8 protein-coding genes, 2 rRNA genes and 2 pseudogenes (1 of these 12 running past the window's edge) are annotated in these 15,100 nt (G+C 55.8%); 2 read left to right on the top strand and 10 right to left on the bottom strand.

Features of this window, described 5'->3' with window-relative positions:
* Together LRS06_RS07050 and rrf are read left to right on the top strand one after the other, a co-directional pair.
* A 23S ribosomal RNA gene (locus LRS06_RS07050) occupies positions 1-492 on the top strand (it extends 2,417 nt beyond the left edge of the window).
* A gap of 83 nt (positions 493-575) precedes the next feature.
* Positions 576-687 (top strand): 5S ribosomal RNA (rrf, locus tag LRS06_RS07045).
* Between the two features lie 550 nt (positions 688-1,237).
* Here the strand turns inward: rrf and LRS06_RS07040 are convergent.
* The 10 genes and pseudogenes from LRS06_RS07040 to LRS06_RS06995 all read right to left on the bottom strand — a co-directional run bounded on the left by LRS06_RS07040 (position 1,238) and on the right by LRS06_RS06995 (position 15,061).
* A pseudogene (locus LRS06_RS07040) lies at positions 1,238-1,983 on the bottom strand (IS5 family transposase).
* 607 nt (positions 1,984-2,590) lie between these two features.
* Positions 2,591-3,781, bottom strand: coding sequence for a class I SAM-dependent rRNA methyltransferase (locus LRS06_RS07035; RefSeq protein ID WP_257870835.1), 1,191 nt, complete (start codon positions 3,779-3,781; stop codon positions 2,591-2,593).
* 108 nt (positions 3,782-3,889) lie between these two features.
* A complete protein-coding gene (locus LRS06_RS07030) occupies positions 3,890-7,570 on the bottom strand; it encodes a T9SS type A sorting domain-containing protein (protein ID WP_257870834.1) in 3,681 nt (1,226 codons plus the stop codon).
* A 159-nt stretch (positions 7,571-7,729) separates the two neighbouring features.
* The gene (locus LRS06_RS07025) at positions 7,730-8,287 is read right to left on the bottom strand and encodes a hypothetical protein (RefSeq protein ID WP_257870833.1); all 558 of its coding nucleotides are present in this window, start codon (positions 8,285-8,287) and stop codon (positions 7,730-7,732) included.
* 107 nt (positions 8,288-8,394) lie between these two features.
* Entirely contained in the window at positions 8,395-8,850 is a 456-nt protein-coding gene (locus LRS06_RS07020; protein ID WP_257870832.1) for a hypothetical protein, read from the bottom strand.
* A 57-nt stretch (positions 8,851-8,907) separates the two neighbouring features.
* Positions 8,908-11,882 (bottom strand): annotated as a pseudogene (locus LRS06_RS07015) (SNF2-related protein).
* 167 nt (positions 11,883-12,049) lie between these two features.
* The gene (locus tag LRS06_RS07010) at positions 12,050-13,279 is read right to left on the bottom strand and encodes an ABC transporter permease (RefSeq protein WP_257870831.1); all 1,230 of its coding nucleotides are present in this window, start codon (positions 13,277-13,279) and stop codon (positions 12,050-12,052) included.
* 47 nt (positions 13,280-13,326) lie between these two features.
* Positions 13,327-13,662 carry a hypothetical protein gene (locus LRS06_RS07005; protein WP_257870830.1) on the bottom strand — a complete coding sequence of 112 codons (336 nt, stop codon included), beginning with the start codon at positions 13,660-13,662 and terminating at the stop codon, positions 13,327-13,329.
* Positions 13,663-13,720: 58 nt separating this feature from the next.
* Positions 13,721-14,530: a bifunctional 2-polyprenyl-6-hydroxyphenol methylase/3-demethylubiquinol 3-O-methyltransferase UbiG gene (locus LRS06_RS07000; protein WP_257870829.1), complete on the bottom strand. Its 810-nt coding sequence runs from the start codon at positions 14,528-14,530 to the stop codon at positions 13,721-13,723.
* A gap of 102 nt (positions 14,531-14,632) precedes the next feature.
* Positions 14,633-15,061, bottom strand: coding sequence for a ribosome-binding factor A (locus LRS06_RS06995; RefSeq protein WP_257870828.1), 429 nt, complete (start codon positions 15,059-15,061; stop codon positions 14,633-14,635).
* Positions 15,062-15,100: the final 39 nt, after the last annotated feature.

Raw genomic sequence — 15,100 nt, 5'->3', positions numbered from 1 at the left:
GTGGTTCCGCATGGAAGGGCCATCGCTCAAAGGATAAAAGGTACGCCGGGGATAACAGGCTGATCTCCCCCAAGAGCTCATATCGACGGGGAGGTTTGGCACCTCGATGTCGGCTCGTCACGTCCTGGGGCTGGAGAAGGTCCCAAGGGTTCGGCTGTTCGCCGATTAAAGTGGCACGCGAGCTGGGTTCAGAACGTCGTGAGACAGTTCGGTCCCTATCTGTGGTGGGCGTTGGATATTTGACAGGACCTGACTTTAGTACGAGAGGACCGAGTTGGACCAGCCGCTCGTGCACCGGTTGTGGCGCCAGCTGCAGCGCCGGGTAGCGACGCTGGGATGAGATAAGCGCTGAAAGCATCTAAGTGCGAAACTCACCTGAAGATGAGATATCCGATAATTAAGAGTCGTGGAAGATGACCACGTTGATAGGCACTAGGTGTAGAGGTCGAAATACCACAGCCAAGGTGTACTAATGACTCGAACGCTTCTGTAGTCAAGAAGCTTACGTTTCTGCTTTCTTACCCGTTCACTGCGTCAACGATATTGGCAAGGCATGTGCTGCCTTGCACACCAGGAATGGTGGCTTTAGCACGGGTGTTCACCTCTTCCCATTCCGAACAGAGTCGTTAAGCCCCGTTGCGCCTATGGTACTGCCTTCACCGGTGGGAGAGTCGGTCGCCGCCAACCCTATCTTTGCTCAGCGCCCCCGCGTCACCCCCTCCCCAACCCGGAGGCCGATGCGGGGGCGCTGACGCGTTTAGGGTAAGCCAAGAAGATGCTGTAGTCGGTGCCCTTTGAGTTCAAGCAAATAGTAGGACCACTCTGCTAATTAGCTGGTAATTCGCCTGCTTAAAATAAGGCGGGCTTCATTGAATCTGAGCTAGCTCTAGAGCTGATTTGCCTTAGTCAATATAAAGGGGTGAGCGTTGGTAGCGTATTTGGGTAGGGTGTAGCTTATCGATATAGAGGGCGTAATTATCAAGTACCATGCGCACTTCTGTTGGTCGTAATGGTTTGTGGAATAGCTGCATTTGGGTTAGCGGTATGGTCGTTACCTGATCAGATTTGTGTTTATCGAGGGTTTACAAGCCATCTGACTCCGGCAGAAAGTAATAGGTGTGCGTTTGGGGTAAATAGCGGCGAGGTACCTCAAAGCCTATTGCTCCCCCGGCGCCAGTATACCTGAACGCTTTACGCACTTGACCAAGGCAGTTAATGATTAAGGTATTAGGAAGTGTTAACAGTCGCGCAACCAGAGCACGGTTGCGGCCAGATGAACAAAGGCCAGAAAATGCGCATCGAGCTTGTCGTAGCGCGTGGCCACACGGCGAAACTGCTTGAGTCGGCTAAAGAGCCGCTCAACGGGGTGGCGCTGGGCATAGCGGGCCACGTCGTAGGCGCGCGGGTGTCGGCGCTTGCGCCGAGGCGGAATCACGGCACAGGTGCCGCGGGCGGCCAGGGCCGCGACGAACTGGTCGGAATCGTAGCCACGGTCGGCCACGACATACGCCGGACTCAACCCGTCGAGCAGCGGCAACGCCTGCGGGGCATCGTGGCGCTGGCCCGCCGTCAAGCCCCCACGCACAAACCGCCCCCGCGCGTCGGCCACCGCGTGCAGCTTGCTCGTCAGCCCGCCGCGGCTGCGCCCGAGGGCTTGCGGCCCGTTTTTTTGCGTGCCCCGCTGGCATGCTGGTGCGCCCGCACGGTGGTGGAGTCCACCAGCAGCGTGTGCAGCGCGTCGTCCTGTTGCACAGCCGCCAGCACCCGGGCCCACACGCCGGAGGCCGTCCAGCGCTGGAAGCGCGTGTAGGTCGTGTGCCAGTTGCCCCATTCGGTCGGCAGGGCCCGCCACCGGCAGCCATTGCGTGTCAGCCACAGCACCGCCTCCACAAAGCGTCGATTGTCCTGACCCCGCCCGCCTTTGGTGCCCTCGCGGCCCGGTAGCAGCGGCGCAATCCGCGCCCATTGCACATCTGTCAGCATGTACTCCATACCCAACTTAACACCTACTGTTAACACCTCCTAGTTCGCTTACCGTCACTACGTCGGGGCTGGCAACGCTGAAAAAGTCTTCCTTACGCAACTGCCGTCGAAATACCTGCTTCTGGTCAGCGTCGAGGAGGGTGATTGTAATGCGGCCTTCATAACCGCGCACCTGGTTAGTCTTTGCGAAAGTCTGGGTATCATCAGCGAAAGCCAGACCTACTATGCCTTGGCTGGTAGCGGCTAATGGCTTGGTTGAGTCGGTTTCGGCCCGCAACAGTAGCCGGTACTTCTGCTGGCTGCTATAGAATGTGGTGTCTCGGCCAATACGGTAACCGAATCTGACGCGGCTAACGTCCGTTGTATCGGGCGTTGGGGGCGGGACCAGAGGTGATGGAGGCGCTGCTACAATAGCACTGGCACTATCGGCTGGTACGACAGCAGTGGCGGGAGACGCCTGGCTGACGGAACGTTGCTGTTCGCAGTTGGTCAGCATTAGTACAGAAACAGCTACTAAGCCAAAGAAACAGCGCATACGTGTGCAGGGCTACGGGCTATTATCGTAGCTACTACTCAATAATATCATTTCCCGGACTTATTAGCTATTCTACTCTACCGCCAGAACCAAGCCTTTCAGGTATTCGCCTTCGGGGTGGAAGAGACTCACGGGGTGGTCGGCAGGCTGGGTGAGGCGGTGCAGGATGCGGGCGGGTCGGCCGGCTTCGATGGCCGCGGCGAGAATAGCACCCTCAAACAACTCCATGCTCACTACCTGCGAGCAGCTGAACGTAAACAGCAGCCCCCCGGGCGCAATCTGGCGTAATCCGGCCACATTCAGGCGCTTGTAGCCCATCAGAGCATTGTGGCGGGCCGAAAGGTGCTTGGCAAAAGCCGGCGGGTCCAGCACAATCAGGTCGTACTGGTTGTGACGGTCCTTAAGGAAGCTGAACACATCCTGGGCGTAGGCTTCGTGACGGTCCTGCAGGCCGGTAAGGGCAGCGTTGCGCTCCGTTAGCTCAATGGCTTTTTTGCTGGAATCGACGGAGTGAACCAGCTCAGCCCCGGCCATGAGAGCGTAGGAGCTAAAGCCGCCCGTGTAGCAGAACGTGTTGAGTACCCGACGGCCGGGCGCGTAGCGGGCCAGCAGGCTGCGGTTGTCGCGCTGGTCGATGAAGAAGCCCGTTTTCTGACCCGTCTCCCAATCTACGGCGAAAGGGTGGCCGTTTTCTTGCACAACATGCTCCTGCCCGCTGCTTTCCCCAAACAGGTAGCCGTTCTGGGCGTCGGGCGCGGCTTTCGTCGGCACGGTTTCGGCACTTTTATCGTAGATGGCCCGCAGCCCGGGAATTACGGCTTGGAGTGCCTGCGCAATGAGTGGGCGGGCCTTGTACATACCAGCACTGTGAGTTTGCACGACGGCTGTGTCGCCGTATACATCGATAATCAGGCCGGGCATACCGTCGCCCTCGGCGTGAGCAAGGCGGTACACGTTGGTGTTGCCAGTGCCCGTGAGGCCTAGCCCCTGGCGAAGCTGGTAGGCATTACGAATTTTCTCTTCCCAGAAAGCCGCGTCCGGCCACTGGGCCTCGGTACCGAAAGCCAGCATCCGCACGGCAATGGAGCCGGGCGCGTAGTGCCCCACACCCAGCAGCTCACCGTTGGCCGCGTGAACGGCCACTAGTTCGCCTTCCACAACTTCGCCCCGCATGCGGCCAATGGCCCCGGAAAAGACCCACGGGTGCAGGCGACGAAGGGACTGGTCTTTACCGGGTTTAAGCGTTACGGAAGCAGTGGGCATGGCAGCAAGAAGCAAGAGAAATGGACGACAAAGGTAGCCCAAGCGAGAGACGCAGCCTCAACTGAATTTAAAATATCGCGTGGTGGCAGGTTGCGCCGCAGGCTGCCTTTACAGTACCGCCACTCGCTTAGTGACGGTTCCAAGGTCGGTTTCAACCACAATAAAATACCACCCAGCTTTGGCGGCATTTAATGACAAGAGCAGAGCCGTTGCCTTTTGATCAGTAATCAGCTGTGCGTGCAGTAGCTTACCCAGCGCATTATACAAACGCACTTCACGCACCTGGCACTTAGCCTGCTGCCAGTTTACCGTTATGCTTCCGTGGGCTGGGTTAGGATACACGTTCAACAGCCCGGCCATTCCGGCAGAGACAGAGAGAGAAGTAGCTGTTCCTTCCACTTGAAATACCGAGGTGCTAGTCGCACCGCCGTCAGTCGTCGTAAGCCTTATACTGCCCGTGGTAGCAGCGGCGGGCACCCGCACGACCAGGGCTGTCGGGGAAGCACTGCTTATTTCCGCAAGCTGGTTGTTGAACCATACTTTATTGAGAGTAGGTGTGGCCCCAAAGCGCATACCCTGCAACGTGACCAAGGTGCCGGATTTTCCCCGAGCCGGCGCAAAGCTGCTGATGTGCGGCTCGGTTTCAAGGGCCGTGTACTCCTGCCACACCGCAGGCACTATTTCCCGGGGTATATCGAATAGCCGGTTTTGGGTAACATTCGTTCTAACGGGCTCATTGTAGTCGAACACGATGTCGGCCACGTTCTCAATCAAGGTTTTGACTGCTAGGTTAGGTTTAGGGCGAATAGAGAATTCGATGAACCCCTGACTGCCGAGGACATTGCGGCCACTATCAGGGAGCATGATGCGCGGGAAGGTGAACGTCAGGACTGGCCGCTCCTGCCCTGTCATTTGAAGGCGGAAGTTGTGCGAAGCATTCCCGACGCGTAGGGTGCTGATGTCTAAGTCTGACGATAAGGTATCTGTCACGGTCACGAAGTACGCCGTATCGGTGCCGGTATTCTGGAAGCGGATGCGGTAGCGTAGCAGGCTTTGGGTAGGCGTGTAGTGTTCTGCCGTAAGCCCAGCTGGCAATACCGCTTTATCGTTGGGGTCGAAAGAGTCTACGATGGGCTGGCAATCCTCTGCTTCTACGGGCTCTGTTTCCTCGAGCGGAAAGGCTGCCATAGCCTCCGAGGGGGCATTACTAGTGCGCAGTTTAGGTACTTCCACGGTGGCACTGGTGTAACGCTGCCATAGATGTCCCTCGGGCTGGTCTGCTTCCAGCCGAACTACGGAGCGCAGGGCTGGCACGCGCAGCACTACACTGTCGCCGGCGGCTAGGGCGTAGCGGTGCGTCAGCGACAGGTCGGTATCCTGGTAGAGGCGGAGCAGCAGACTATCGGTAGTAGCTCCGGTGCCCGTGTTACGCAGCACAAACCGCACCTGGTTGTTGGCTTCCAGTCGGCCACTGGCCTGCAGGGAAGCGGGAGGCTTTGTAGGTGAGGAAGGATAGGTATTTTCAGGCGTTATCTGCGCCTTCGTACACACCGTTAATCCCCGTAGCTCCGTATTGCCGCACACCACAGAGTCCTTAATCACGATTTGGCTCTTATGTGCAGGTGCCAGGTTACCTACCGAGAAAATGTATTGTCCCTGCTTGGTGCGGGTGTAGGGGCTGCTGGCCGAAACTAATACGACTTGCTCTGGCAGGGTCACCGTTACCTGGGCATTGGCGGCCGTGGCAAATCCGGTATTGCGGTACGTGACCGTGGTGATATTTTGAGCACAACGCCGCCGTCGATTAGAGCCAATGCTGACGCTTAGAAACGGCGAGAGGGTTACGGCGTTGGCGAAAGCAGGAAGCTCCTGCACATTGCCGTAGGTGGCAAACGTAGCCCGGGTGGCTGTTACGCAGAGTGGTTTAATGGAGCGCCCGATTTCATCAGTAGGCAGCAGCTCCCGCACGAGGTAAGAACCAGTATCTACTGCAATAGTGTAGCGCCCCTGCTCATCCGATAAACCGTAATAGTTACCTGGCTCAGCCACCACGGGTATACCCGCTAAGCCGGGTTCGTTGGTGTCTTGCTGACAGTTTTTGTTGAGGTCCTGAAAGAGTTGGCCAGCAACTATGTTTCTGCTCTGTGGACCTTGATCAGATTTATAAAAACGGATTACATCACTACCCGCTGTAATTAATCGTGTTGAGCCAAGTTGATTATACTTACTAAGGGAAAAAAAGCCAATTCCTCTAAGTGATTTAATAGAAGTCTTATTCCGTCCTCTTTCGTCGTATACCTGTAGCCCCCCAATTAATGTACTGCTTACATACATTTTGCCAGCTTCATCCACCTCTAGGAATACGGAACTTTCTGCCACTGAACCATCAACAGTTGTACGTTTCCCAAATTCCTGTATGAATTGACCATTAGGACTAAAACGCTGAACTCGTAATCCTCCGTTATCAACGGCATATACGAATCCATTGGCGTCTATTGCTACATCCTGCGGTAGCCACAGTTGGCCAGCTTCTGTTCCCTGTACTCCAATAGCCGAAAGCATGTTCCCGTCACGATTAATTCTTCGTATAACACCACCATAATAATCTGTAATATACATAACCTCATAATTATCCAATGCTATACCAACATTTCCAGCATAATATTGTATGTCATCAAAAAGGTTTGTGTAACTCCTTAATAATTTACCATCGGCTGTGAGTTTTGTGACCTGGCCGGATGACAAAACATAAACTTGCTCATTTAAGTCTACAGCAATATCAATTGCTCCGCCTGGGAAAAGTTGCGGACCTTCTTCTTGACCACCTATTTGCCACAGCAATTTGTGTGATTTAGTGAATTTTGATACCTGCCATTTATTTTGATCATATACATAGTAATTCCCGTATTTATCTTGCGTTATTGGCCCTAATTGGGTAAGACTCCCCCATTTTGCGAGTTGCTTACCTGTTGGATCAAACTTATACAGTCTATCCGTGTCCCAATCAGCTGCATATAAGTTACCAGCTCTGTCGAAGCATAGAGAAGTACGACCACTTAAATAGGCATCTCCTCCTATAATGTCGATATGCTCTCCTTCAGCAGAAAATTTGTGAATTCCGCCTAGGCGAAAGCTAGTCATATACAAATTCCCTGTATTATCGACAGCAACGGAAATTGCACCATCTGTCTGAGGTCTATATGGAACTTTTAATGGGATAGTTTGTATATAACTCCCTGCTGAAGATATTTTTGTCACATTATAACCTTCATCAAAAACATAAATAGTACCATCTTGCCCTAAAGCCATATCCACTGGATTTTGTAGTCCAGTTACACCTGAAGAGTTGTAGATAAATAGCAGTTGACCTGAACTATCGAATTTTTGCAAGCTATTGTTACTATTGTCTACAACATAAATATCACCCTTAGAATCTACGCAGATGGAATATGGATTTTTAAATTGTCCGGCTGCAGAACCTTTAGCTCCAAATTCTAATACCAACTTTCCTTTTGAATCATATTTTTGCACTCCATCAGGTGAACAAAAATAACTATTTCCATTTATATCTAAACCCATTGAGTAGCTACCCCGATATTCCTCGGGCATAATACTCTCTATTAGCTTACCTTCTGCTGTAAGCTTTGTAATACCATAAATATCTAACATATAGATGGTGCCATATTTATCTACTATCACATCAGCTGGAGAGCTAATCGGTGTGCCAATCGTCTCGGTTAAATGAAAAGCAGGAGCCTGTCCATAACTTACGAAAACATGTAATGACATGTATAATGCGACTAATATTCTTTTCATACTGAGATCTTAAAAACTAATCAAATATATTGCTCTGACCACGCATTCTCAAATATACAACTTAAAATATATACTACAGCTTTCTAGAATCCCTTTTACTGGGTGTCATGTTTTTCCCATAGCATCCTAACTTTACGCAAATGGGTCCAGCCACGCCACCAGTACCGCTAACGCCGCTAACCCCGCCAGCACAGCCCATACCGGCCCGCCCCAGATCAGCAGCCCAATAAGGCTTAGCGGAAACACCACCAGCCCCAATACGCCCAGCACAGTAGTACCCAGACCCACTTCCTCGACTTGCTTGGGCTTGGCTTGGTGCTTCTTGGCGGCTTGCGCCGCCGAGCGTGCCAGCACGGGGTGAGTTGCTGTCAATCTGCGCACGGCCACCACGCGCTGGTAGTGCGACCGGCGAGCGGGTTGGTGTGACTGCGGTTTCTGCTGCGGCGGGTGCACACGGCTTGCCGGCTTGGTGCCAATCACAGCCCTCGAGGGGAGAGCAGATGCCGGGTTGCTATCCGCCAGCAGCGTATCGGAAGCAACTACGCTGTGGGCCCTGGGCTGAAACTGATAGGCCGGATGAGAGCCGGCGCAGCCTACCAGCACTAAGCTTGTCAGGCTGCAGGTCAGAACCGTCGCATACCGCGCAGTTAAACGGCGCAGGCACCAGGGCAGAAATGTAGAGTTGAACATACAGGAAATTGGAGTACTGGCAAGATACTGGGTAGTATCCGGCTTGTACGGCAACTAGCTCAACTACGCTGTCGGGACCCGGCCATCATTCCCGGCAGCCACCACTATCATCCAACACTAGGCTTTCCAAACCAGCGGCGGTACACGGGCCCGCGCACCGCAAACTGTGTCCACATGATGGGATATATAAGTCTATCCAACCAGATGAACCGGGTTTGGTAGGTGATATCCTCTATAATGATAGTTCCGCCGTCCGGCGCAGGCTGCAGCAAGTGGCGGTGGCGCCATCCTACCAGCGGCGCGGGCAGCTCCTGGCCCTCATCCACAAAGAAATACGTGCCGTCGGGCAGCGTACCGTGCTCGATAATGAGCGAGGTCCAGCGGCGCCGCAGCGGCCCGGCACCCAGCTCAATCTGCACTTCGTCGCCGCGTCGGCAGCCGTCGAAGCGCAGCAGGCGCATGGGCGGAAACGGCGGAGCCAGCGCCAGAAACAACTCCCGTGTAAAGCCCTCCCAGACCTGGGCCGGCGACGCGGCTACGTACGTGCGGAGAAGTAGGTGCATGGCCTGGCTACAGGAAGGCTGGCGTGAAAAGTCCCATGCTGGAGGATGGCTGATTGTTTACCCCAGCAGTTCCTCAATATCCTCCTTCGTGAGGCTCTTGATGATGGCCTCGTCCGTAGTAATCAAATCGGTGACGAGCTGAATTTTCTTGCGCTGCAGCGCCAGGATTTTCTCCTCTACCGTGTTCTTGCTGATGAACTTGTAGGTGAACACGGTGCGCTGCTGCCCGATGCGGTGGGCGCGGTCTACGGCTTGGGCTTCCACGGCCGGGTTCCACCACGGGTCAAGGATGAACACGTAGTCGGCGGCGGTGAGGTTGAGCCCTACGCCGCCCGCTTTCAGGGAAATCAGGAATACGCGCAGGCTTTCCGTCTCCTGGAAGCGCTGCACCTCCTGGTGCCGGTCGCGGGTGTTGCCGTCGAGGTAGGCGTACTTGATCTGCTTTTCATCCAGAGAAGCGCGCACCAGATCCAGGTGCTTCACAAACTGGCTAAAAACCAGCACCTTGTGACCCTCGGCTATTACACTCCGAATCATGCGCACCACTTCACGCAGCTTGCCCGACTCCGCCTCGTAGGTTTCGTCGGCCATGCGGGGGTGGTTGGCAATCTGGCGCAGCTTGGTGAGGCCCTGCAGCAGCATAAACTGGGTGCCGGCCGTGCCATGCTCCTCAATGTTCTGCAGAATCTTGTTGCGGTAAAAGCTCTTGGTTTCCTCGTAGCACTGGGCCTGCTCCTCCGTCATGGTGCAGTAGCTCAGGTGCTCAATTTTCTCGGGCAGCTCACGGGCCACCTGGGCCTTGTGCCGCCGCAGAATAAAGGGCTTGATGAGGGAGTGCAGGCGCCGGGTTTTCTGCTCGTCCTTTTCCTTCTCGATAGGCTTAAGAAACTCCTTGCGGAAAAACGCCTGCGACCCCAGCAGGCCCGGGTTGATAAACGACATCTGCGACCAGAGGTCCATGGTGCTGTTTTCCACCGGCGTGCCCGTCAGGATCAGGCGGTGGCGGGAGTTGAGGCGGCGTACGGCCTGAGAAGTGGTGGAACTGGGGTTTTTGATGGCCTGCGACTCGTCCAGAATCACGTAGTCGAAGTGGTAGGTTTTGAGCAGGTCCGCATCGAGGCGCACGATGCCGTAGCTGGTCAGCACTAAGTCGTAATCGGCGAACTGCTCCACGTTCTTTTCGCGGTAGGTGCCAGTGTAAATCAGTAGGCGCAGCCCCGGCGTGAACTTGAACGCCTCAGCCATCCAGTTATATACCAGGGAAGTAGGCATCACCAGCAATGAAGCTGCCCCACCCGCCGCGCCGCTTTCCTTGCGGTGTAGGAGCATGGCCAGCGTCTGAATAGTTTTGCCCAGGCCCATATCATCGGCCAGGCAGCCTCCAAAGCGGTACTGCTGCACGAAATGCAGCCAGTTGTAGCCGGCCTTCTGGTAGGGGCGCAGCTCCCCCGGAAACCGACGGGAATAGGTTGGTCTTCTACCGCCTCAAAGTCGCGCAGCTTTTCCAGCTTGCGGCTCATGGTTACGGTGGCCAGGTTGCCGTTCTGCAGGTCGCTGATGAGGGCTACGTGGTGCTTTTTGAGCGTAAGCGAGTGGTGGTGCTCCTCTGCAAAGGCAAACAGCTCCAGGTACTCCGTAAACCACTCTTCGGGGATGATGGCAATCTGGCCGTTGGGCAGCCGGAACTCGTGGCGTCGGTTGAGAATGTAGGGCCGCAGCCGGATAAACGGAATTTCGTAGTCGCCGAAGCGCACGGTGCCGTGCACGTCAAACCAGTCACTGGTTTCGGTGATGCCCACCTGCACCGTCACGGCCCCGATAAAGTAGTCTTTGCCCGAGTGCGTGCCCTGCTCCACCGTGAAACCCAGCCGCTCCAGGTCCTCGGCATGGCTGTGCAGCCAGCGGAAGGCGGTGGCTTTTTCGAGCACGGCCCGGCCATTGCGTACCTCCAAGGCCCGCTGCCGCAGCTCCCCAATGATTTCCTGCTCATGGTCGAGGTTACGGATAAGCCGGTGGAAGATGTAGTTGCCGTTGGCTTTTTCCAGCTTTACGCACACCCGCTTATCGAAGCTGTGGTGCACCGTGTGCCCGCCGTAGCAGAACGATAAATCGAAGTGGATGTGCTCGGCCGGCGCGGTTAGCGTGGCTACCCCGCCGCTCTCGGCGGCTACGCGGCCCCGACCAGCGGCGCGGGCGGCCACGGGCCGCTCCTCCAGCACTACTTCCGGTCCTGGTACGTCCGAAAACGTGAGGTGGGGCTTGCCTACGTAGCGCTCCGAGCGGATATCGAAGCCACGGGCGTGCACGTCAAACGACTCTACCAAGGGGGCTACAAAGCGCTGAAAGTAGCTTTCCTCCACCTGCCGCGGAATCACAATAAACTTTTTGCGCAGAAAAGGCTGCAGCTTGCGGCCGTCTACGTCGTTGCGGAAGCTGTAGAGCACGCCATCCAGCAGCAGCCAGGCCGGCTGAGAGCACACCAGCACAGCATCCTTGAATTGAAAGTCGAGGCGCTGGCCCTGATACTGGATGGTGGGGAAATAATGGGTGTTGTCTTCGTTGCGACGAAAGTGAAACAGTACCGAGGCGCGCTCGGGGGCCAGCTGGATTTCGCGCCAGGTCGGCTCCCCATCCTTGCCCATAATGAACACGCATTTGCCCGCCAGCCGCGCCAGAATCTGGGCCATGCGGTGCTGCACGTACTGGCAGATGCGGTCCTGCAGTGTCTTGTCGCCCTTGTCGGGGTCGTAGATCTTGAAGAAGAAGTCGGCGGTATTGATCTTCTTGGGCCAGAACTCCTTGATAACGGCTTCCTGCTGAATCTGGTCCGTCAGGGCAATGATTTCGAAGTCGGCGGGGTCGAGGCCATCGGCAAACTCGGCGGCGTTTTTGGCCGACACGCTCTGGTGCTGGAGCGTGAGCTGCCCGCGGGCATTGCGCTGCACCACGTACGACTCAAACAGATACCCCAGGAACTCATGCTCCAGTAAGGAGTATACTATTTGAAAAGGCTGCGCCGTGGAGACTTTCATAATAATCGCCTAATGCGGCATCGAAAGTAAGAACAAATGCCATATACCGAATAATATAGCGCAAAGCAAAATTTTTTCTATAAATAGTCATAATTTTCCACACAAAATATTCCACTTCGTGCGTCATTTTGAGCCTGTCAGAAAAACTGTTGCTGGCTGCGGCGCTGTTAGAGATTATCGCGCAAGTCGAGGCGGGAGGCGGCCAGTGCCGGCCGGATAGACACCACAATGGTGATGAACACAATGGCCAGGCCCGTGAGGGCAATATCGGCCGCCTGCATCTTCACGGGGTACGAATCGACTACCGCGGTGGCCATGCCCATCGAAACCAGCCCAAACGTTTGCTGCAACCAGCAGATGGTAACGCCGAGCACCAGACCAGTAATTGCACCTACCTGAGCGACAATAGCGCCTTCGAACAGGAAAATGTTGCGGATGTGGTGGCTGGTGGCACCCATAGCCTGAAGTACGGCTACGTCCTTGCGCTTGTCAATCACCAACATGGAGAGGGAGAAGAAGATATTGAGTGAGGCAATCAGCAGGATAAAGGCGAAGGTGATGAACACGAACATCTTCTCCACCTTGATGGCCTTGAGCAAGCTCACGTGCTGCTCGTCGGAGTTGAAGACTGAGAATTTCGGGCCCAGGGCCTTTTTTACGTCCTCCTGCACCTGGTCGATTTCGCGGCTCTCGCTCACTTTTACTTCTAGGCTGGTACGGCGGTTGCCGTAGTTGAGCAGATTCTGCGCAAAATTAAGGGGCACGAAAATGTAGCTGTCGTCGATCTGCTGCTCAATCAGGAACACGCCGCCGGCCAGAATGGGCTGCTCGTTGAAGGCCGTTTCGGGGTTGAAGGACAGAGTACGCTTGCCTGTATTGCGCGGGTACAGCAGCTGAAGGGGGGAGAGGCGGTTGTCGAGGGCAATGCTGAGCTCGTGCTGCACCCCGGCGCCTACCAGGGCATACTCAGCGCCGTCTTTCACCAAGCGGTGGTCGCCCTGCACCAGGGCCGAGTCGATGTTGCTTTGGGCAAAGAAATTTTCCGAAACGCCCTTCATTTTTACCACCATCTGGCGGTCGTGGTAGCGCAGCAGGGCATTGTCCTCAATAACTTCCGTGACGATGGCCACGCCCGGTACCTGTCGGATACGGTTGAGCAACTGCTCATTTATCTCGAAGGACTTGCCCGCCACTGCCGCAATTTTCAGATCCGGGTCCGATTTGCCGTAGAGGGAGCGGACTAAGTCTTCGAGGCCGTTGAAAACCGACAGCACGATAATCAGGGCCATGGTGCCTACGGCTACCCCCACCATCGAAATGTTGGAGATAATGCTGATGATGTTGCGCTTCTTCTTCGAGAGAAAATAACGCCGGGCAATGAGGAACGGAACGTTCATGCAGGGCGCGGGGAGGCTGAAAAACGGGAGGTGAAGCTGTATACGGATTAACCGGCGCGGCGCATGAAGTCTTCCAGACGCCGGAGCCGTTCTTCGTGGTCCTGAAAGATGGTGGTACGGATGCCGCGCAAATCAGATTTGATGTCGCCCAGGTGGTCGAGTACTGTCCCGGCAAACGCATTGAAGCCGGCTTCGTTGCGGTGGAGGCGGTCCAGAATCTTTTCCTGGGTGCGCTGCATTTGCTCCTGTACCGTGAGCATGCGCTCCTGCACGTCTACCACGGTGCGCAGGACGCTGCTGTGCTTTTGTAATTCCTGACTGTGCTTTTGCAGTTCCAGCAGGATATCCGTAATAATTTCCGAGAAATCGTTCTTGTCGGCCATAGCAAAAGTGGCGGTTGCCTGATAGATGCTCCAAGATACGCCGGCCGCGCCGAAACAGCTACTTCCAGGCCTTCACAATCAGGCCGGTGCCGGAATCGTGAATGCGGGTGGCGTCGAACCAGTTCAAAAGCAGACAGAAGGGAAATACCACGGCGTAGTAGAACGGCAGCAGCAGGAAAAACCAGCGCGACACGCCCAGCAGCTGAATGGGGTACTTCATGCTCAGGCGCCACGAAACCTGGCCCGGCTCGCCGTAGCTGTAGCGGGCCTCAATTCGCTCGAAGCCGGCCGTGCGCAGCTTCTGCTGGATTTCGTGGATGTTATACCCGTCGCGCACGTGCTCTTCGATAAAGCTGGATTCGCCGTCGCCGTGGACGTCGGAGCCGCCCTGGTCGGAGGGGGTTGAAATGAGCAGCATGCCGCCGTCCTTGAGGGAGGCGTGAATGTTGCGGAATACTTCCACGTCTTCCAGAATGTGTTCCATCACGTCAACCGACAAAGCCAGATCGAAGGTGTTGGGCTCCTGATAGAGTACCAGATCCTGCACCGCAAACTGCACGTAGGGCCGCCCGATCTGGCGAAAAAACTGGTTGGAGTCGGCAATCTGCTCTTCCTTCACATCCACGGCCAGAATCTGCCACTTGCGGCTCAGACCCGAAAGCCAGTAGGTGTACTGCCCGTAGCCGGAGCCGGCATCCAGGATGGTGAGGGACTCATCGGTGCGGCCTTTGGCCCACTGGCGCAGCTCGCGGTGGACGTGCCAGGTACGCAGCAGCAGTAAGTCGAGCAGGTGATAAAACACGCGCCGCAGCCAGGGTGTGCGGTTGAATACCTGGCCCAGCGTTTTCTTGATCGGGTCGTAATGCAAGTGAAGAGGTGGTGAAATGGTGAAATGGTGAAATGGTGAGTTGCTTGGCGAAGAGGAGTAGACGCGCGGAACGTCAACTCGCTATTTCACTAGCTCACTAGTTCACTTTTCGTCTTCATCGGAGTAGAGGCGGGGGCGTTTAGGCGGGCTCTGCGGCTCGGAGTCGTCTTCGGAAGGGGGAGACGGGATGCTCAGGCCCCCAAACACTTCGTCCATGCGGGCGGCGTAGGCGGCGCTGTCGTCGAGGAAAAACTGCAGGGCCGGCACCACGCGCACCTGCTGGCGCACGCGCTTGGCCAGGGCCATACGAATAGGCTTTTCGTTGTCGCGCACCTGCTCCAGCAGCTGCTCGCCGCTGCCGGCCAGCAGGGCACTCAGGTACACGCGGGCCGTGCCCAGGTCGGGCGACACGCGAATGGTGCTGATGCCGGGGGCCAGACCCGTAAACAGGTGGGGCACGTCGCGCTGAAACACGGTGGCCAGCTCCTGCTGCAACAAGCTGGCAAATTTCTGTTGTCGTTTGCTTTCCATAAGAACTGGCAAAGATAGGGACTTAGGGAGTTGCGGCGG

The sequence above is a fragment of the Hymenobacter sp. J193 genome, from assembly GCF_024700075.1.
Taxonomy (GTDB): domain Bacteria; phylum Bacteroidota; class Bacteroidia; order Cytophagales; family Hymenobacteraceae; genus Hymenobacter.
This window is presented reverse-complemented; position numbering and strand designations above follow the sequence as displayed.